13 protein-coding genes and 1 other RNA gene are annotated in these 17,631 nt (G+C 57.0%); 4 read left to right on the top strand and 10 right to left on the bottom strand.

What is annotated here, in order from left to right; translation table 11 throughout:
* Positions 1–79: 79 nt before the first annotated feature.
* A complete protein-coding gene (locus CKW22_RS02455) occupies positions 80–523 on the top strand; it encodes a helix-turn-helix domain-containing protein (protein ID WP_095063703.1) in 444 nt (147 codons plus the stop codon).
* Here CKW22_RS02455 and CKW22_RS02460 read toward each other — a convergent pair.
* Both CKW22_RS02460 and CKW22_RS02465 read right to left on the bottom strand, forming a co-directional pair.
* A complete protein-coding gene (locus CKW22_RS02460; protein ID WP_095063704.1) occupies positions 470–1,639 on the bottom strand; it encodes an MFS transporter in 1,170 nt (389 codons plus the stop codon). The two genes, CKW22_RS02455 and CKW22_RS02460, sit on opposite strands and share 54 nt — an antisense overlap.
* Before the next feature lie 94 nt (positions 1,640–1,733).
* Complete coding sequence (locus CKW22_RS02465; protein WP_033699367.1) at positions 1,734–2,285, bottom strand: GNAT family N-acetyltransferase; 552 nt, start codon at positions 2,283–2,285, stop codon at positions 1,734–1,736.
* Between the two features lie 497 nt (positions 2,286–2,782).
* On the opposite strand from CKW22_RS02465, the gene CKW22_RS02470 reads away from it, so the two are divergent.
* From CKW22_RS02470 to CKW22_RS27200, 3 genes are all read left to right on the top strand, one after another.
* Positions 2,783–4,075 (top strand): site-specific integrase, encoded by a 1,293-nt coding sequence (locus CKW22_RS02470; protein ID WP_095063705.1) that lies wholly within the window; start codon positions 2,783–2,785, stop codon positions 4,073–4,075.
* A gap of 392 nt (positions 4,076–4,467) precedes the next feature.
* A complete protein-coding gene (locus CKW22_RS02475) occupies positions 4,468–5,043 on the top strand; it encodes a recombinase family protein (protein ID WP_095063706.1) in 576 nt (191 codons plus the stop codon).
* Between the two features lie 413 nt (positions 5,044–5,456).
* Positions 5,457–5,828 carry a Rap1a/Tai family immunity protein gene (locus tag CKW22_RS27200; RefSeq protein WP_143500687.1) on the top strand — a complete coding sequence of 124 codons (372 nt, stop codon included), beginning with the start codon at positions 5,457–5,459 and terminating at the stop codon, positions 5,826–5,828.
* A 476-nt stretch (positions 5,829–6,304) separates the two neighbouring features.
* Here the strand turns inward: CKW22_RS27200 and CKW22_RS02480 are convergent, their stop codons facing one another.
* The 8 genes from CKW22_RS02480 to CKW22_RS02515 form a co-directional block, all read right to left on the bottom strand.
* Positions 6,305–7,153, bottom strand: a complete 849-nt coding sequence (locus CKW22_RS02480) for a hypothetical protein (protein WP_095063707.1) — start codon at positions 7,151–7,153, stop codon at positions 6,305–6,307.
* Between the two features lie 126 nt (positions 7,154–7,279).
* Positions 7,280–8,026, bottom strand: a complete 747-nt coding sequence (locus tag CKW22_RS27650; RefSeq protein ID WP_218192454.1) for a hypothetical protein — start codon at positions 8,024–8,026, stop codon at positions 7,280–7,282.
* Positions 8,016–8,873, bottom strand: coding sequence for a hypothetical protein (locus CKW22_RS02490; RefSeq protein WP_218192455.1), 858 nt, complete (start codon positions 8,871–8,873; stop codon positions 8,016–8,018). The genes CKW22_RS27650 and CKW22_RS02490 overlap by 11 nt, the downstream gene beginning before the upstream one ends.
* 428 nt (positions 8,874–9,301) lie before the next feature.
* Positions 9,302–9,398: signal recognition particle sRNA small type (ffs, locus tag CKW22_RS02495), an RNA gene on the bottom strand.
* Positions 9,399–9,674: 276 nt separating this feature from the next.
* The gene (ligA, locus tag CKW22_RS02500; protein ID WP_095063708.1) at positions 9,675–12,005 is read right to left on the bottom strand and encodes an NAD-dependent DNA ligase LigA; all 2,331 of its coding nucleotides are present in this window, start codon (positions 12,003–12,005) and stop codon (positions 9,675–9,677) included.
* A 236-nt stretch (positions 12,006–12,241) separates the two neighbouring features.
* Positions 12,242–13,123: a cell division protein ZipA gene (gene zipA / locus CKW22_RS02505; protein ID WP_095063709.1), complete on the bottom strand. Its 882-nt coding sequence runs from the start codon at positions 13,121–13,123 to the stop codon at positions 12,242–12,244.
* Positions 13,124–13,327: 204 nt separating this feature from the next.
* Positions 13,328–16,816, bottom strand: a complete 3,489-nt coding sequence (smc, locus tag CKW22_RS02510) for a chromosome segregation protein SMC (protein WP_095063710.1) — start codon at positions 16,814–16,816, stop codon at positions 13,328–13,330.
* A gap of 2 nt (positions 16,817–16,818) precedes the next feature.
* Entirely contained in the window at positions 16,819–17,478 is a 660-nt protein-coding gene (locus CKW22_RS02515; protein ID WP_033699372.1) for a GntR family transcriptional regulator, read from the bottom strand.
* Positions 17,479–17,631 lie beyond the last annotated feature (153 nt).

The raw sequence follows: 17,631 nt of genomic DNA on the forward strand, positions 1-17,631 counted from the left end.
ATTCAGCCCTCTAGGATTGACGTTCAGTTACCTGCCGCGCAGCATAGAAGTTGAAGTCAACTTCAAGTCAAGGACCTCGATGGACATTGCCGATGTCGCCAAACGCACAGGCGTCCCTGCGTCGACCCTGCGTTACTACGAAAAGAAAGGCCTGCTCACGTCGCTCGCCGGGCGTGGCCAGCGGCGCCAGTTCGCCGCCGACATTGCGGATAGGCTGGCACTGATCGCCTTGGGGCAGGCATCCGGGTTTTCCCTGGATGAGGTCGGGGCGATGCTGATGGACCTTCAGGTCGATCGACAGATGCTGATAGCCAAGGCGGACGAAATCGATACCCGGGTCAAACGCTTGCAGGCCATGAGCAAGGGGCTGCGGCATGCAGCGCAGTGCCCTGAGGTAGATCACCTGGCCTGTCCGAAATTTCAGCGTTTGATGAAGCTGTCAGCAGCAGGCGCCCTTGAGGAAAAACACCTACACCAGAGCAGGCCTGGAAAAGCGCGAAGCCAGCCATCTGGCCGTACTTAGCCCTACGACCAGGAACGCCACGCCTTCAATGCTCAGCATCATCGCGCTGATCCCAAGCTGCGTGATCAATTGGCTGGCGACGTAGGGGAACCCGAACACTCCGATGAAATACGACAAGCTGAACAGCAGCAGCGCTTGTGCCGTAAGCCCTGCCGGTGCCTCGTTGGCAGCCAGCCCGTTGATCACCGAGTAATTCAGGCCGTAACCCACGCCCAGAAGAACGGCCATGGCCAGATAACTTTCCGTACTGTGCACCCACTGGTCGAACCCCAGCACGGCCGTTGCCATGATCAAGGTTAGAACCCAGGAGGTCGCCACCGGGTTTTGCTTCACGACCCAGCCGGCCAGCAGGAGCCTGCAGGCGATCGCAGCGCCCATGAAGCCAATGAAGAAGGTCGAGTAATCAAGCCCCAGGCGAGCGGCATAACTGGTCTGGAAACTGCCCATGGTGCCGAAGATTGCCCCGCCCAGCCCTACCATCAGGATCGACAGCCCAGAGCGCGAGCTCATCACTTTGAGCGCGGACGCCAACCCGATTTGCACCTTCTCAGCAGGTCGCCGCCCCTGAGAAATCGAAGCGAGCCAAGCAAAGTACAACCCCGCCAACCCTGCAGCGCACGCCGCCACCCAGAACGCGAGCTGGGTAGGCAGTGCAACGAAAGCGGCGAACTTGCCCAGCAAGGGCCCGGTGCCAATGCCGGTCAGCATGCTGCCAGAGAGCAGTGCAAAACAATGGGTACGGCGTGTGGGCTCGACCATTTGCGTCACCATGATGGGGCCAATGGTGTAGAACACCCCCCAGCCGATGCCAAGCATCAAGCCGCATGCCAACAAAGCGATGCCCAGGCTTGAGACCATGGCAAAGCCCACTGATGACCCGACCAGGCAGAGCGCCCCCACAGCGATGCTGCGAGCAGCGCCAAAGCGCTGCAGCAGGTGCCCCGAGCCGAGCACAGAGAGCAACGTACTTAGCATGGCAACAGCGAATACCTGCCCGGCATCGCTTGCAGTCCCGCCCAGCGTCTGCACCAGCATCGAGAGCAGGAACGTCGTGCCATAGCTGATGGACAGCAGGAAGCACGCGATGCAGAACACCGTGAATGGCTGAAACTTCATGAAAGCAGTCCTTGCGGGTAGGTGCTGTTTTCTATCACGGCAAGGCACAGGCAAAGGCAAGCATTTGCTTACGTTGAGATCGTCACTTCATTACCTAACGGCCGCCACGTCGATGCCACTCATCGCGGCTCAACTCCCAGATCTGCTTGAGCACGGGGCCACAGACGAAATGGCCCTCTTCAGTTCCCACCAGCCGCATGCCTTCGTGCACGGAAACACTGCGCGATCGGTCATTGCACGCAGCCTTGGGCACCTGCATGACGCAACGCCCAAGCGTTTCGAACCAGTAGTGGTTGATGACCCTGCAGGCCTCCCGCATGTAGCCGTTTTTCTGCCATGCCTGTGCAAGCCAAAAGCCACGGTTGTTGCCCGGCTGGTCATAGAGACTGATGCTTCCGATGATCTGCGCAGGCTCCGTCTTCAGGCGAATCATCCAATGCCATTCACACCCGGCGTTCATGGCGGGTAATGCGATGTCTCGGACGTAGAGCAGCGCGCCGTCTTCTGGGTAAGGCCAAGGCACGCGGCTGTCCAGGTAGCGAACAATGTCCCAGTGCGGGAACAGTTGCTGAATGGCATCCACGTCGCCGAGCTGCAGCGGCGTGAGTATCAGGCGCGGAGTTTCGAGGATTGGAAGGCTGTGCATTTTCGCGGAATCCATTCATGCAGGCGATCTGGGATGCAGGCGCACCCCAACCCTTACATAGCGTCCGGATATTCTCAACTGCCCAGCGGCTACAACGTGCATGAGAGCAACCCGAGCGCGGCAACGTGTCCGAAGGTGGCAGTCTTGAATTTCAGCGATTGGAGAAGTTGGCAACAGCAGGAGCGCAGAACAGGCCAGAGGGAAGGCCTTAGCCTGACAGGCTGAGGTTTTAGGACCCCAGAAATGGAGGCGGCCCCACCAGCCACACCCCGGCACTCGATGTTCCCGCTATGGCTGCTCCCTTCCGGGCCTGACCAGATCGCATGCAAGCATGCACGAGAATCAATGCGGGCCTTACGGGGCAAGGGTTTCAGGCTGATGAGGTGATTCGTCACTTACCCGTGCAGACACCCAGCACGGTCGCTCAAAGCTTGGGGTGTGACCAGAATTGTTCCACTCAATTGGTCCACTTTACTGGTCCACTCTGGTGTTCACTCATGGCCTACATTGTCCGCCGTCAGTCCATCTACTACCTCAACCTTCGACTACCAAAGCACCTATTTCCCAACCGTCATACCCTTCGCATATCCCTGCGAGTGCGAGAGCGGCAGGCAGCCTTGTACCTTGCCAGCTCTTTAGCTCAGCAAGTGCTTTGCCACCTAACTGAACATCCGCTGACAGCACCGGAGACGCTGCGTGCACTCTGTATGCAGTGGCGAGACTCTACCCCTAAGGCAATCACGATGGTTGCACCACGAAGAGCTACAACGGCCACAGCGAAGCCACAAAGCGACGGCCCTACCCTCGCCACCCTGTCCAAACTCTATATAGAAGAAGGCAAACGCGGCGGCACATGGCGACAGGGCAGCACCGAGGAAGTCGAGCGAGCTTTATCTGACCTTTTCGAGCTTCTAGGCGATATGCCCGCCAAAGCCTTCGATGCAAACCAAGCACGCCTGCTAAAGGAACGGCTCAGCCTATGCCCGCAATACTTCGGCCTACGACCTGAGTTCAAGGGCAAGACGCTGAAGCAGGTGATTGAGTCAGGTAGCACCTACAAGACCATTACTGCTGTCACAGTGAACAATCGGCTACGCAAGCTCACCGCGTTTCTGAACTGGTGCAAAACGAACGGGTACACGGCAGACAACCCGCTGACAGGCATGAAAGTCATGACAGGATCAGCGAAGGAAGCTCGGTTGTCCTTTGAACGACAAGACCTAGTTGCCCTGCTGAACCATGAAGGATTGCGAAAAGAGGCACGAAAGCATCCGTGGCGCTATTGGTTGCCACTCCTAGGGCGGAGCACAGGTGCACGACTTGAAGAGCTTTGCCAACTGCGTGTAGAGGATTTCATTGAGCAACAGGGCATCCCGTGCATTCGCATTGATGACAGCCATGAAGGTCAGAGCCTCAAGAATGCCAGCAGCCGCCGTATTCTTCCCCTCCATCCGTCGCTCGTTGAGCAGGGCTTATTAAAGTACGCAGAATCAGTCAAAAGCACAGGGGCTGATCGACTATTCCCCGAGCTTGAAGCAGTACGAGGCAAACGAGGCCATGCCGCCTCAAAATGGTTTGGTCGGTATAAGACGAAGCTGGGTATGACTGACCCCCGAAAGACTTTCCATAGCTTCCGCCACACCTTCATTGACGACCTACGTGATGCTGGTGTGCAAGACTCACTGATCAAGCGGATGGTGGGTCATGAAGATAGCTCCGTAACCTTTGGCATCTACGGTAGCAGGACGCCAATCAAGGCGATGGTCGAGGCCATGAAGTACATCAAATAACCTCGAATAACCCAGCAAAAACTCTGGTTAAACCCTGCCACCTAATTGACGTTCACCTACCGTCTTTCATGCCCACCCCAGTGTTTACGGGGCTTAGGGAGCGTTCAAACTAAACAAAGTGCGTTCCCCTCAGAGCTAAACGGTTTTTTTGCAGACACGGCGCCCAAAAAGTCAATATCTAGAGATTGCTTTTTTTCAGGCGTCAGGAGCAGATGGTGGTTTAAAAGGTCGAGGTTTATTAACAGAGAGAGCGAACCTGTTAGCTCATCAAAGGGACGTTATACGACACCAACTGAAAAACGTGTTCGATGGTATCAACAATTGTGCTTTATCTTTATTGACACCACTGATAATATGACACCACATTAAATGACACCCACGAGCAAAGCACCATGTCCCGCACCTTCGTTTACGCCCGTGTCTCCACAACCGACCAAACCACTGACAACCAACTGCTGGAAGTAAAAGGTGCAGGCTTCCATGTCGAGCCACACCGTGTCATTTCCGAAACAATCAGTGGCAGTACACAAGCAAACGACCGTCCGGGCTTCCAGAAGCTGTTTGAGCGAATGGAGAGAGGTGATGTATTGATCGTCACAAAGCTTGACCGTCTTGGCCGTAACGCAATAGATGTGCGTCAAACCGTTGAGCGTCTATCTACTAACGGCATCCGCGTGCACTGTCTCGCCTTGGGAGGCGTAGACCTCACCAGTGCAGCAGGCAAGATGACCATGCAAGTGCTGAGTGCTGTGGCAGAGTTTGAGCGTGACCTGTTGATCGAACGCACCCATGCAGGCATCAACCGTGCGAAATGCGAAGGCAAGAAGCTGGGGCGTCCAGAGGCGGTGGGAACTACCAAGGATGTGCAGGAATGCAAAGCGGATGGTCTGAGCCAGAACCAAACTGCTGAGAAGCTTGGTATCAGCTTGGCCACCATCAAGCGCCATTGGAACAAAGCAGCAGCGTAACAAGAGCGGCTACAGGGAACGTCATCTAGCACCCAATACCCACTGATACAAAGTATTCAATCGCCTTGCTATAGCTCTCCCTGGGCTGTGGTGAGGCGTTTTTGTTGGTGGCTCCGCTGCCTGAATACCACAGGTTATTTTGAGAAATAAAAGGTTTCTATTTGCCCCTCTCGTTCCATGCTTAGCACCGCACACAGAACACCAGATTATTTTTCCATCCTGAATCTCAGGCCGCTTTCAAAGTGCTCGGGAAAATTTCGCGGAGGCGGGGTAAGCGGCTAGACGAAGCCCTGTCACAGTACCACCATCACAAGCCCAAGGTGTATGGTCCTCGCGGCGCGGGGAATGGAAAATCATCCAGCTTTTCGCCCTGCTACAGTTAGCTCACTGCGATGACCTGCTTTGGGTGCCTTATGAGAACGCATACGCTAGCGGCTGTACTGACGCTGTCCCTGCTCCTGCATAGCTCTGGTGCAGTAGCAGACGGCAATGCTCTTCTTAAAGCCTGTACGGCCAGTGTTGCCACTTTTGACAGCGACGGCGCTTTGGGAAGTGACTATCAGTCTGGTTACTGCCTCGGCATCATCAATGGTGTCAGCTCTCTGTCAGTTTTGCTAAACGGAGCTATCTCGAAGAGCAAGCAGTATTGCCTGCCAGAGCCGATGACCAATATTCAAGCTGCCCGCATCGTTGTTAAATACCTGAACGACAATCCAAATATTCTTCATCACCCAGAGGGCTACGCTGTGATTGGAGCACTCCAAAGTGCATTCCCCTGCAAATAGCCAAAACCGCAAGGGGTGATGAGGCTCCGTGTAGAAATGACCTTGCGAGTCGATGCCTACTGCGTTCTGGAATTTATTACCAAGTGGTTAAGTCCATTGATGAATCCCGTCATAGGATTGTCTCTGCAATACTTTTCTACCATTAACATGGCATCATTTAAATCAGCACCGCCTAGAACGTCGCCTCCAGAATCCGACCTCATGTTCTGTGCAGTAATAAAGCCAGCAGCGTAGTCAAAGTATCGGATGTAGTTTGGGGTATTCAGTGAACGGACAAACGAGCCACAGGTTTCTTTAGCACCTATCCCATACATGGATATAGGAGGACCAAATTTCTCTGACGAGTCCGCAGCGTGGACAGTGGCCGTTAGCCAGATGGTTGCACTTATCAAGATGGGTCGAATCATTGCTGCACTCCATTTCCAAGTCACCTAATGCTTAGCAACAACAGTCCCATAACGATAGCAGGTGTGGGACTACAGCTCTGCATTATCAAGCTCAACACTTTCCTTAATCAGCAGCGCATACTCAATCAGTGTATTGAATAAGTAGGACATAGTATCGTGATAGGCACCAATCACCGAACCCGGCCCGTCTTCAGCTGGATACTCAAGGAGATCAATCAACTTAGCCCCTCTGTGAGGGATAAGGTAGGCATCGAAGTAGGAACGAATCCCTTTAAAGCTAATCCCACTTAAATCCCTTTGCACTTTTTTCATCAGGCTTTCAAAGTTCGTGCAATAGCCACCCTCATGCACTATCATATGGCGGAACTTCTCGATAAGGACAAATACTACGCGATAGTTGCACCCATCCTTGGCTTCATGGGTGCGGAAGTGCTCAGAATTTTTTCGAAATGCATTTAATTGTATGTATGGAGTGCTACTGCCTTTTTGCCGAGGCTTGATATAGTCACTCAGCTTTGTTGATCCATCATGCTTCCAGTCTTCAGGCCGCACCCACAGGCTGCTACCTCTGACGCCGCAGTCCGCATAAACTGTTTCTATAAAATCCTCAAACGCTTCGTATGCATCTGCCAAAAGCCATTGATAGGTTTTAAGCTTGTGCAGCGTATTCAATTCGATTTGATCATCAAGCTTATAAGTTTTGGTTTTAACTGTCACTTCTTCTGATGTCGATGGCGACGAATATCTAACGTAGTAATAGGGCCCATGCTCCTCTTTATCCACCCATTCTGGCAACTGCTCATGCTGCCTGATTAGCGTGGTTTCACGCTCATGAAAAATATCAGCTGTTACTCGCTTGTACACATCGGCATTAGTGATTTTTTCCAAGAATTTTTGAAACTCCTCCTGCACTACCATTTGATCATTCCCTATTTATATTAGCTCCCAAAACCATGCCGCGCCACCTCTTCTAAAACGCGTCACCGGCCTCCAAGAGCCGCACCCACTCAACCTAAAAATCTATCTCACCCTTGCTACAATTAATCAGTACAGCTCGAAACTTAACCCAATCTCATCAAGGACCTTGCCAAGCTCACCAGCCGACTTTAAATAATCTGTATACGGATTATCTAAAAACTGAGCACTCAACATAACAAGACGAAGAAGAGAAAAATCAGTAAAATTTATTAGCGTCAGGTAGTGCGACTCTCTATCTTCCAAAGAAAATCCGTTGGCCTCACTTAATTTATCAGAAATCAGCTTAACCATATTATAGAAAATCCTAGTCATCCCGTATATCTGATCGGTAGGATCAACTGCCTCCAGATATGCGGGAATCAACTCAAGACAATCTTCACCATAAACCGTTCGCAGGCTCTCCACCTCATCCTCAAGGACAAGAACCGCACTAACACCTACTCGTTCTAAAACTCCACAGCATGATACCTCATTAATCTTAAACATCTCAAACGCAGTTCTTTGCGAACCAATCATATGAAACAATTGAGTCTCAAATGAGCGTAGCCTTTCAGTTTTCCGTGTATTTTGCATTTCTTTCTTCATCTCAGCATTTGCTTCATTTTGCGAAGACAAAGATTTGACAACAAAAATAAACGTCATAAAACTAAGCAGAGGGTTAACTAACCCCCCAATGAAATCACCTAACTGCCCCCAATCTTCTGGATCGTCGGAAATTACATATCCCAACTTATAGTAAAAATGCCACGCATAAAATAAGCAAACGCTTACGGCCAGCGAGACAGCCCACGCCACATACTTATTAAGCCTCATGAAGACCAGCAACTACATACTTAATAATCCGATCATCGAACAATTTAATCGGGTAAGCTTCAATTTCCAAATATCTCCAATTATCAGAATCTATTCCATTATTAAAGTCAAGATTTTCGGAAAACTTCTTTTTGGTAGCAAACCTGACATCCCTATACACCTTCTCAAACCCAAAGGCTACAGTTTCACTACCTCCTAAAATCTGCAGGCGACCATTACCCGTATTCGTATTGAACCTACGAATCGCCGCACTTATGCTGACCTTAACATTTGACCTTTTCGCTTCCAATGCTAATGCAGTCGTGCGATCGAACTTTGCAATCACGACTCGCTCAGCACCACTCTTGAATCTAACCTTCACATCATTGCCAAATTTCTTAGGAACTTCATGCGCGTCTTTCATTATAGATGTACGCAACTGCCTAACTAGCCTCTCCGCATTATCTCCGAGCTTGGCAACTATTTTTTCAGATTTTTCAGAAAGCTCCGCAACTTCCAAGTCTAAAGCCTCCTTCATAAAGAAGCCCATCAATTCGGAAAAAGCAGTATTTCCGATTTTTCTGTACTCTTTCTTCAGCTCATCATCGGACAAGTATAAACTGAAATTTTGCCCGTAAGACCCTTTGAAAGTTCGCTTGAGCATAGTCCTAACACTACTTTTACTAGATTTTCGTTGCGGAACCTTTCCCGTCAGGAGAGTTTCAGCAATAGTTCTAGTAGCATCAGAAATACCTTGAAGGGTATCAAGCCCCGCCTTCATATCTACTTCATATTCAGGGGTATCAATCACAACATCTAAATTTATTGCCATGGATTTGTGAGCCCTTAGATGCAAAAAATATTGCATCACCGTTGTCGATGTCCGTCCGTGGGCGCCTCAACGCAGTCGTCAAAAATAGGCAAGCCCCAGAAGCATTAGTAGCAAGATGCCATGCTTTTTATACTTCAGCTGAAAAGATAATGCACGCACGTTTTCACCCGTGACGGAGGTCAGATGGCTGCTCTTCAGCTGTGTGCTAGTAGAAGAAAAATTCAGAAGGAGAAAGAAGTACACACGCGAATAGCCCATGACTTCGGCCATCAGTCGGCAAGCTAAAAGTGATGAGTACTACGCTCTCACAGAGGATCAACGATTCCAAAGGTCTTGGATGATGAGCTCGGCATGAGTAGGATACAGACGCCGTGCACCACTCAGGTGTACCTAAACGCTGTCACACTTCGAGATTTTGAGTGAGAAAAGTCCTTTAGAATTAAGGACTTACAGAATGGAGGCGGCCCCACCAGCCACACCCCGGCACTCGATGTTCCCGCTATGGCTGCTCCCTTCCGGGCCTGACCAGGTTAACGGGTAATCAATGCGGGGGGACCGATGGGGCCACCACTAACGCGACTCGCTAAGCAGCGAGCCGCGCCATTGTACCGGTCTGAGGCGAAGTTACAACCTCTGGCCGGAGAAAAAGTCATCATTTCTCAATGACTTGTTTGAATTCGGGGGTACCTTGGCGAACGACGGCCTTTGTAGGAGCGGCCTTGTGTCGCGAAAGGGGCGCGAAGCGGCCCCTGGATTTCAGCTTCGCCGCAGAGATTGCTGGGGCCGCTTCGCGCCCCTTTCGCGACGCAAGGCCGCTCCTACAAGGTCCGCGCAGGGTCAGAGGGTGATGCCTTGCTCGCCGAGGAAGGCAATGAACGCGTCTTCGTCCAGCACCTTCACCCCCAGCTCACTGGCCTTGGCCAGCTTGGAGCCCGCGCCTGGGCCGGCGACCACGCAGTGGGTCTTGCCGGAAACGGAACCGGCAACCTTGGCGCCGAGGCTTTCCAGCTTCTCCTTGGCAATGTCGCGGCTCATGCGCTCCAGGGTGCCGGTCAACACCCAGGTCTGCCCCGCCAACGGCAGCCCTTCGGCGACTTTCTTCTCGCTGTGCCAGTGCATGCCGAACGCCAGCAACTGGGCCTCGATGGCCCGCGCCAGCTTCTGGTTCGCTTCGTCCTTGAAGAACTCGCGCACCGCCTCGGCCTGCTTGGCCGCCAAGGCCTGGCGCAAGTCGATGCCATCGGCAGCGATGATCTTGTCCAGGCTATCGAGCTTGGCCACCAGCTTTTCAGCGCCGGTCGGGCCGACCGAGGGAATGTCGAGCTTGGCGATCATCCCAGCCAGGGTCGTGCTGGCAGCAAACTCGGCGGCCAGGTCGCCTTCGTCCTGCAACTGCATGCCGCAGGCCAGCAACTGCTCGATGACCTTGCAGTTGTGTTCGTCTTCAAAGAAGTTGTGGATCTCGTAAGCCACTTCAAGGCCGATGTCCGGCAGGTAGGTCAGCACCTGCGGCAGGGCCTGCTGCACCCGCTCCAGCGTGCCCAGCGAGCGCGCCAGCACCTTGGCAGTCTCTTCACCCACATCCGGAATACCCAGGGCATAGATGAAACGCGCCAGGCTCGGGCGCTTGCTGGCTTCGATGGCATCCAGCAGCTTCTTGCTGGACACCTCGGCAAACCCTTCCAGGCCGACGATCTGGTCGAATTCCAACTTGTACAGGTCCGCCGGCGAGCCGATCAACCCTTCGTCCACCAACTGCTCGACACTCTTCTCGCCCAGGCCGTCGATGTCCATCGCGCGGCGCGAAACGTAGTGAATGATCGCCTGCTTGAGCTGGGCGCCACAGGCCAGGCGGCCGACGCAACGGTACACCGCGCCTTCGCTGGTGGTTTCCTTGCCCTTGCTGCGCTTGACCAGCTGGGTACGCTCGACCTGCGAGCCACACACCGGGCACTCGCTCGGCACTTCGACCGGGCGGGCATCTTCGGGGCGGCGCTCGAGCACCACTTGCATGACTTGCGGGATGACATCACCGGCCCGGCGAATGATGACCGTATCGCCGATGCGCAGGCCCAGGCGGGCGATTTCGTCCATGTTGTGCAGGGTGGCGTTGGACACGGTCACACCGGCCACCTTGACCGGCTTCAGACGCGCTACAGGGGTTACCGCCCCAGTGCGGCCGACCTGGAATTCGACATCCAGCACTTCGGTCAGCTCTTCCATGGCCGGGAACTTGTGGGCAATCGCCCAGCGCGGCTCGCGGGCGCGGAAGCCCAGCTCACGCTGGGACGCCAGGCTGTTGACCTTGAACACCACACCGTCGATTTCGTAAGGCAGGCTGTTGCGGCGCTCGCCGATGTCGCGGTAGTACGCCAGGCATTCTTCGATGCCGGCGGCATGCCTGAGCTCACGGCTGATCGGCAGGCCCCAGGCCTTGAGCTGTTCGAGGATGCCAATGTGGCTGTCGCCGATGCTTTCGGACACCTGACCTACACCGTAGCAGCAGAACTCCAGCGGGCGACTGGCGGTGATTTTCGAGTCCAGCTGGCGCAGGCTACCGGCCGCGGCGTTACGCGGGTTGGCGAAGGTCTTGCCGCCCGCCTCTGCCTGGGCCGCATTGAGCCGGTCGAAACCGGCCTTGCTCATGTACACCTCGCCACGCACTTCCAGCACCGCCGGCCAGCCTTCGCCCTGGAGCTTTAGCGGGATGTTGCGCACGGTGCGCACGTTGGCACTGATGTCTTCACCGGTCGTGCCGTCGCCGCGGGTAGCGCCCTGCACCAATTGGCCGTCACGGTACAGCAGGCTCACAGCCAGGCCATCGAGCTTGGGTTCGCAGCTGAAGTCGACCGCACCTGGCTGGTCGAGGCCGTCGACCACACGACGGCCGAATTCACGCAGGTCGGCTTCTTCGAAGGCGTTGCCCAGGCTGAGCATGGGCACTTCGTGACGCACCTGGCTGAACGCGGCCAAGGCCTGACCGCCGACGCGCTGGGTTGGCGAGTCGGGCGTCACCAGGTGCGGGTGCTCAGCCTCTAGCGCCTTGAGTTCGTTGAACAGGCGGTCGTATTCGGCATCGGGGACGCTGGGCTCATCGAGCACGTAGTAGCGGTAGTTGTGCTGGTCGAGTTCGGCGCGCAGGGCGTGGATTCGGGATTCGGCGTTCATGGGTCAGGGTCTCTTGCAAAGCAAAAAGCAGCCTTGGGGCACCGTGCCAGAACAGGGTTTGAGGTTGTCAATGCCGACCCTTTCGCGGGTCAAGCCCGCTCCCACAGGTACACCACTGCCTGCAAGGCTTACGGTGTACCTGTGGGAGCGGGCTTGACCCGCGAAAGGGTCGGTACAGGCACACTCAAAACCTGAACCGACCAGCGCGCCCGCAGGCTGCTCTTTGTCTGGATCTATCAGCGCTTCTGGGTCAGCGCGCGGCGCTCGAACTCGACGATGCGCTGGCGGTAATGCTCGATGGTCTGGGCGGTCAGCACGCTGCGCTGATCATCCTTGAGTTCACCATTGAGCTCATGGGCCAACTTGCGCGCCGCTGCAACCATCACGTCGAACGCCTGCTTCGGATGACGCGGGCCCGGCAGGCCCAGGAAGAAGCTCACCGCACGGGTGCTGAAGTGGTCGATATCGTCCAGGTCGAAAATGCCGGGCTTCACCGCGTTGGCCATGGAGAACAGCACTTCGCCGTGGCCGGCCATGCTCTCGTGGCGGTGGAAGATGTCCATCTCGCCAAAACGCAGGCCGCTCTCGAGAATGTTCTGCAGCAACGCCGGCCCTTTGAAGCCACCCTCGTCGCGGGAGATAACGCTGATCACCAGCACTTCTTCAGCGGGGGGCAATTCCTTGACCGTGTTGTTGGCGGACGACGCACCGCTGTTGCGGTTGTTGTCGGCAGCAAAGTCATCATCGGCATCGGCAAACAGGTCAGGCTCACGCGACTCGGCCACCAGGTTCAAGTCACCCTGCGGCACTTCTGCGGCACGTTTGCCACGTTTGCTGGCCTTGACCGGCTTGGGCTCGCGCTCGCGATCACGCGACGACGCACTGAGCGAGGGCAGGTCGCTCTCGTCCAGTTCTGGCTCTTTATGGTTATCCAACACCCGCGACGGGCCGAGCACTTCGGCACCGCCCTCTTCGTCGGGGGCGTTGGTATAACTGCGATCCAGGCGGAATTTCAACTTGCCTTTTCCGCCGCGCATGCGGCGCCAGCCGTCGAAAAGAATACCGGCAATGACAATGATGCCGATGAGGATCAGCCACTCGCGCAGACCGATTTCCATGTAATCCCGTGCCTCTATAAAATTATGCTTGAAAACAAAGGGTTCAAAGCCCTTTAACACGTGGCGCCAACTCTATGTTCTGACAGGCGTTTTACCCACGCAAAAAACGAGTGACATTAAGCTAGCACGACCAAAGAGAACTTTACACCGTCTGTCGCACATGACGGGGCCATTTCACTACAGAATGTGCCCTATCTTCGCTCATCAGGCGTCGACCATTGCCATCGCCTCCTCCACATCCACCGCCACCAGGCGGGAGCAGCCGGGCTCGTGCATGGTCACCCCCATCAATTGATCCGCCATCTCCATGGCAATCTTGTTATGCGTGATGTAGATGAACTGCACGCTCTCACTCATTTCCTTCACCAGCCGCGCGTAACGCCCGACGTTGGCATCGTCCAGCGGCGCATCGACCTCGTCGAGCATGCAGAACGGTGCGGGGTTCAACTTGAAAATGGCAAAAACCAGCGCCAGGGCGGTCAGTGCCTTCTCGCCACCGGACAGCAAATGGATGGTGCTGTTCTTCTTGCCCGGTGGTCGCGCCATGATCGTCACCCCTGTATCGAGTAGATCTTCGCCCGTCAGTTCCAGATAAGCGCTGCCACCACCGAAAACTTTTGGAAAAAGTGCCTGTAATCCAGCATTTATCTGATCAAAGGTATCTTTGAAGCGGTTGCGGGTTTCCTTGTCGATCTTGCGGATGACGTTTTCGAGGGTCTCCAGCGCTTCGACCAGGTCGGCGTTCTGCGCGTCCAGGTAGCGCTTGCGCTCGGACTGTTGCTCGTATTCTTCGATCGCTGCCAGGTTGATCGCGCCCAGGCGCTGGATACGCGCCTCGGTCTGTTCCAGCGCCTGCTCGGTGCCCTGTTCGCTGTCGTCGGCTTCGAGCGTGGCAAGCACGCCTTGCAGGTCGTAACCGTCGGCCAGCAATTGCTCTTGCAGGGTCTTGCGCCGCACATCCAGGCCCTGGCACTCCAAACGCAGCTGCTCCAGCTGGCCGCGCAGCAGTTGGGCTTGCTGCTCGGCCTGGCTGCGGCGTTTTTCGGCGTCGCGCAGTGCACGGTCGGCCTCGTCCATGTGCAGGCGGGCCTGGCGCATTTCCTCGTCGACGCTCATGCGCCGCTCCAGCAGCTCTTCGAGCTTCAGGCGCAACTCTTCGAGGGGTGCTTCGCCCTCCTCCAGGTTCAGGCTCAGTTGCTCCTGGCGCTCGGTCAGGCGTGCGGCCTGCTGCTCCAAGCGCTCCAGGGCCTGACGGGTGGAGTCATGCTGGGCGCGCAGCGAGCCCAGGCGCACGGCCAGCTGGTGGGCATGGTCCTTGTGCTGGCGCGCCTCCTGGCGAACGCGATCGAGGCCTTCGCGCAGGGTATCGCGACGGGCCATCAACTGCTCGCGCTGTTCGGTGTCCTGGGCCATGAGGTCCAGGGCTTCCTGCAGCACCAGCCGCGCCTCGCCCAGTTGCTCGTGTTCCAGGGCGCGCTGCTCCTGCAGTTCGGTCAGTTCTTCCTGCAGACGGCGGCGGCGCAATTCGACTTGCTCGGCACGGGCACGGCTGGCCGACAGGCTGGCCTTGAACTCGCCATGCTGGCGGCTCTCTTCCTGGGTACGGCGGCGCAACTGCTCGCGCTGCTCTTCAAAGCCCAACTGCTGCTCGCGCAGGCCTTGAAGCTGTTGCTCAATATGCTCCAGGGCGGTTTGCTGCTCCAACTGCTCCTGGCCCAGGCGTTCGATTTCCTGGCCGCGGGCCAACACCCCGCCTTCGGCTTCGCCACCTCGGCTGACCCGCAAAAAATGCCGGCCCACCCAGTAACCGTCACGGCTGACCAGGCTTTGCCCTTCATTCAGGGTGGCCCGCAGCGCCAGCGCCTGGGCCAGGTCATCGACCGGCTTTACCTGCCCCAGCCAGGGCGTCAGGTCGGTACGCCCTTCGACCTTGTCCAGCAGGCTGCCCGCCAGCCGCGCACCCTCGCCGCCGGCCAGCAGCAAGCGCAACTCGCCTTGCTCCAGGTCGGCGAAATCGAGGTTGTTGAAGTCATCGACCAGCACCGCCTGCAGGTCGGCGCCAAGCACCGTTTCTACTGCCAGCTCCCAGCCCGGCTCGACCCGCAGCCCTTCCGCCAGGCGGGGGCGCTGCGCCAAGCCTTGCTCGCGCAACCAGTCTGCGGCGCCCACGCCAGGCTCCAGCGCAGCCTGCTGCAAGGCCTCCAACGATGCCAGGCGACCACCCAGACGCTGCAGGTCGCCCTGCGCCTGCTGTTGCGCCTGGGTGGCCTGCTGCAATTGCTCGCGCGTGCCTTCGAGGCGCTCGACCACTTGCTCTTCGGCCCCCTGCAACTCGTCCAGCAGCATTTCGCTACTGGCCAACTGTTCGGCCAGTTCGAGCAGGGCGGCATCCTGTGGCTCGGCGCCCAACAGGTCGCGCTCTTCAGCCAGCTTGCGCTGGCGCTCCGCCAAGCGCTCCAGGCTGGTTTCCAGCTGCTGCAGGCGCGCCTGCTGCACTTCCGCCTGGCGCCGGGGCTCGGCGGAGCGGGTGTTGAAGGTGTCCCACTGCTCTTGCCAGCCGTGCATGCCCAGCTCGGCTTCTTCGAGGGTGGCGGCGGCCTCTTCGGCGGCCGCCAGGGTCATTTCCTGCTCAGGCACCAGCATGGCCAGCTCTTCGCCAAGGGTAGCCAGCAGGGTGCGGTCATGGCCTAGGTGCGACTCGGTCTCCAGGCGCGTGCGCTCGGCTTCCTTGAAGTCGTCCTGCAATTGGCGCAGGCGCTGTTGGCCGTGCTGGATGCTCTGCTCGACCCGGGCGATGTCGCCTGCCACCGAATAGAAGCGGCCTTGTACCTGGTTGAAGCGTTCGGACAATTCGTGATGGCCATCGCGCAGGCGCTCGATGCTGGCGTCGGCGTTGCGCTGCTCGGCCACCAACGCCTCGTGGGACACATCCTGGTCGCCGATCACCGCTTCGCGCTGGCGTACGCGTTCGTCCAGGTCGCGCCAGCGCAGGGCCGACAGGCGCGCCTTGAGCTGGCGTTCCTGGGCCTTGTACTCGCGGTACTTCTCGGCGGCCTGGGCCTGGCGGTGCAAGCGTTCGAGCTGGCGCTCCAGCTCGTCGCGCAGGTCGGTCAGGCGCGCCAGGTTTTCCTGGGTGCGGCGGATGCGGTTTTCGGTTTCGCGACGGCGCTCCTTGTACTTGGAGATGCCCGCCGCCTCCTCGATGAAGTTGCGCAGCTCCTCGGGCTTGGCTTCGATCAGCTTGGAGATCATGCCCTGCTCGATGATCGAGTAGCTGCGCGGCCCAAGGCCGGTGCCGAGGAAGATATCGGTGATATCGCGGCGACGGCATTTGGCGCCGTTGAGGTAGTAGCTGTTCTGCGCGTCGCGGGTCACCTTGCGGCGGATGGAAATCTCGGCGTAGGCCGCGTATTCACCTACCAGGGTGTTGTCGCTGTTGTCGAACACCAGCTCGATGCTGGCCTGGCTGACCGGCTTGCGGCTGGTGGAGCCGTTGAAGATGACGTCGGTCATCGACTCGCCGCGCAGGTTTTTCGCCGAGCTCTCGCCCATCACCCAGCGCACCGCGTCGATGATGTTGGACTTGCCGCAACCGTTGGGGCCGACCACGGCCGCCATGTTGCTGGGGAAGTTGACCGTGGTCGGGTCGACGAACGACTTGAACCCGGCCAGGCGAATGCATTTGAGGCGCATGGTCAGGCCCGGGCCAACGCCGCCAGCACCAGTTCACAGCTGCGCTGGCAGTAAGCGGTGAGCACCTCGCGGATGCGCGGCAGGTCGCGCGAGACCACGGCCTCGAGCAGGCAGGCGAACAGCTGCAGGTAGTCGTCGGTGCTGGCCTGGCGCTGGTCCAGGGCCAAGTAGTAGGCGCGGCTCATGGCCGGCTGCAGGTTTTCTACGGTTTCCTGCAGGTAAGGGTTGTCGGCGAACGGATAGGCCGCCCGCATCACCGCGAAGCTTTCGGCAACGAACACCTTGATGTCCCGTTTGTCGCGGGCTAGCTGCAGGCGCTGCTGGATCTCCAGAAACGGGCGCAGGTCGGCCTCAAGGCGCCATTTTTGTGCAACGGCGTTGCCCAGCAGGATGTAGAACTCGCCCATCAAGTTGCACAGGCTGCGCACGCTGCGCTCGTCCAGCTTGGTCACATGAGCGCCACGACGCGGCAAGATCGCGACCAGATGCCGACGTTCGAGGATCAATAGTGCCTCACGCACCGAACCGCGGCTGACATTCAGCGCCTGGGTGACCTTTTGCTCCTGGATGCGCTCGCCTGGCGCCAGCTCGCCGCGGATGATGCGTTCGGCCAGGTAATCGGCAATCTGCTCGGAGAGGCTGTCCGGGGCCTTGAACGTCATGGTTTTCCTTCAAAATCATTGAACTGGGCACAAGGGGCGGATTGTAGCGTACTTGACCGGCACTCGCGCAGAGGGGCCTTGCGCTTTATTTGGCCTGCCAGACAGCCGCCTGCCCGGCGCGATCTATGCTTGTAGTAAAGGCAATGTGTTCGG

It is taken from the genome of Pseudomonas sp. Irchel s3f19 (genome assembly GCF_900187555.1).
Taxonomy (GTDB): Bacteria; Pseudomonadota; Gammaproteobacteria; order Pseudomonadales; family Pseudomonadaceae; genus Aquipseudomonas; species Aquipseudomonas capeferrum.

Bases quoted from the DNA above. Each gene is read 5' to 3' on its own strand.
- CKW22_RS02490 (WP_218192455.1), bottom strand. From the start codon at position 8,873: ATGCAATATTTTTTGCATCTAAGGGCTCACAAATCCATGGCAATAAAT.
- zipA (WP_095063709.1), bottom strand. From the start codon at position 13,123: ATGGAAATCGGTCTGCGCGAGTGGCTGATCCTCATCGGCATCATTGTC.
- CKW22_RS02470 (WP_095063705.1), top strand. From the start codon at position 2,783: ATGGCCTACATTGTCCGCCGTCAGTCCATCTACTACCTCAACCTTCGA.
- ligA (WP_095063708.1), bottom strand. From the start codon at position 12,005: ATGAACGCCGAATCCCGAATCCACGCCCTGCGCGCCGAACTCGACCAG.
- CKW22_RS02455 (WP_095063703.1), top strand. From the start codon at position 80: ATGGACATTGCCGATGTCGCCAAACGCACAGGCGTCCCTGCGTCGACC.
- CKW22_RS02460 (WP_095063704.1), bottom strand. From the start codon at position 1,639: ATGAAGTTTCAGCCATTCACGGTGTTCTGCATCGCGTGCTTCCTGCTG.
- CKW22_RS02515 (WP_033699372.1), bottom strand. From the start codon at position 17,478: ATGACGTTCAAGGCCCCGGACAGCCTCTCCGAGCAGATTGCCGATTAC.
- smc (WP_095063710.1), bottom strand. From the start codon at position 16,816: ATGCGCCTCAAATGCATTCGCCTGGCCGGGTTCAAGTCGTTCGTCGAC.
- CKW22_RS27200 (WP_143500687.1), top strand. From the start codon at position 5,457: ATGAGAACGCATACGCTAGCGGCTGTACTGACGCTGTCCCTGCTCCTG.
- CKW22_RS02480 (WP_095063707.1), bottom strand. From the start codon at position 7,153: ATGGTAGTGCAGGAGGAGTTTCAAAAATTCTTGGAAAAAATCACTAAT.
- CKW22_RS27650 (WP_218192454.1), bottom strand. From the start codon at position 8,026: ATGAGGCTTAATAAGTATGTGGCGTGGGCTGTCTCGCTGGCCGTAAGC.
- CKW22_RS02465 (WP_033699367.1), bottom strand. From the start codon at position 2,285: ATGCACAGCCTTCCAATCCTCGAAACTCCGCGCCTGATACTCACGCCG.
- CKW22_RS02475 (WP_095063706.1), top strand. From the start codon at position 4,468: ATGTCCCGCACCTTCGTTTACGCCCGTGTCTCCACAACCGACCAAACC.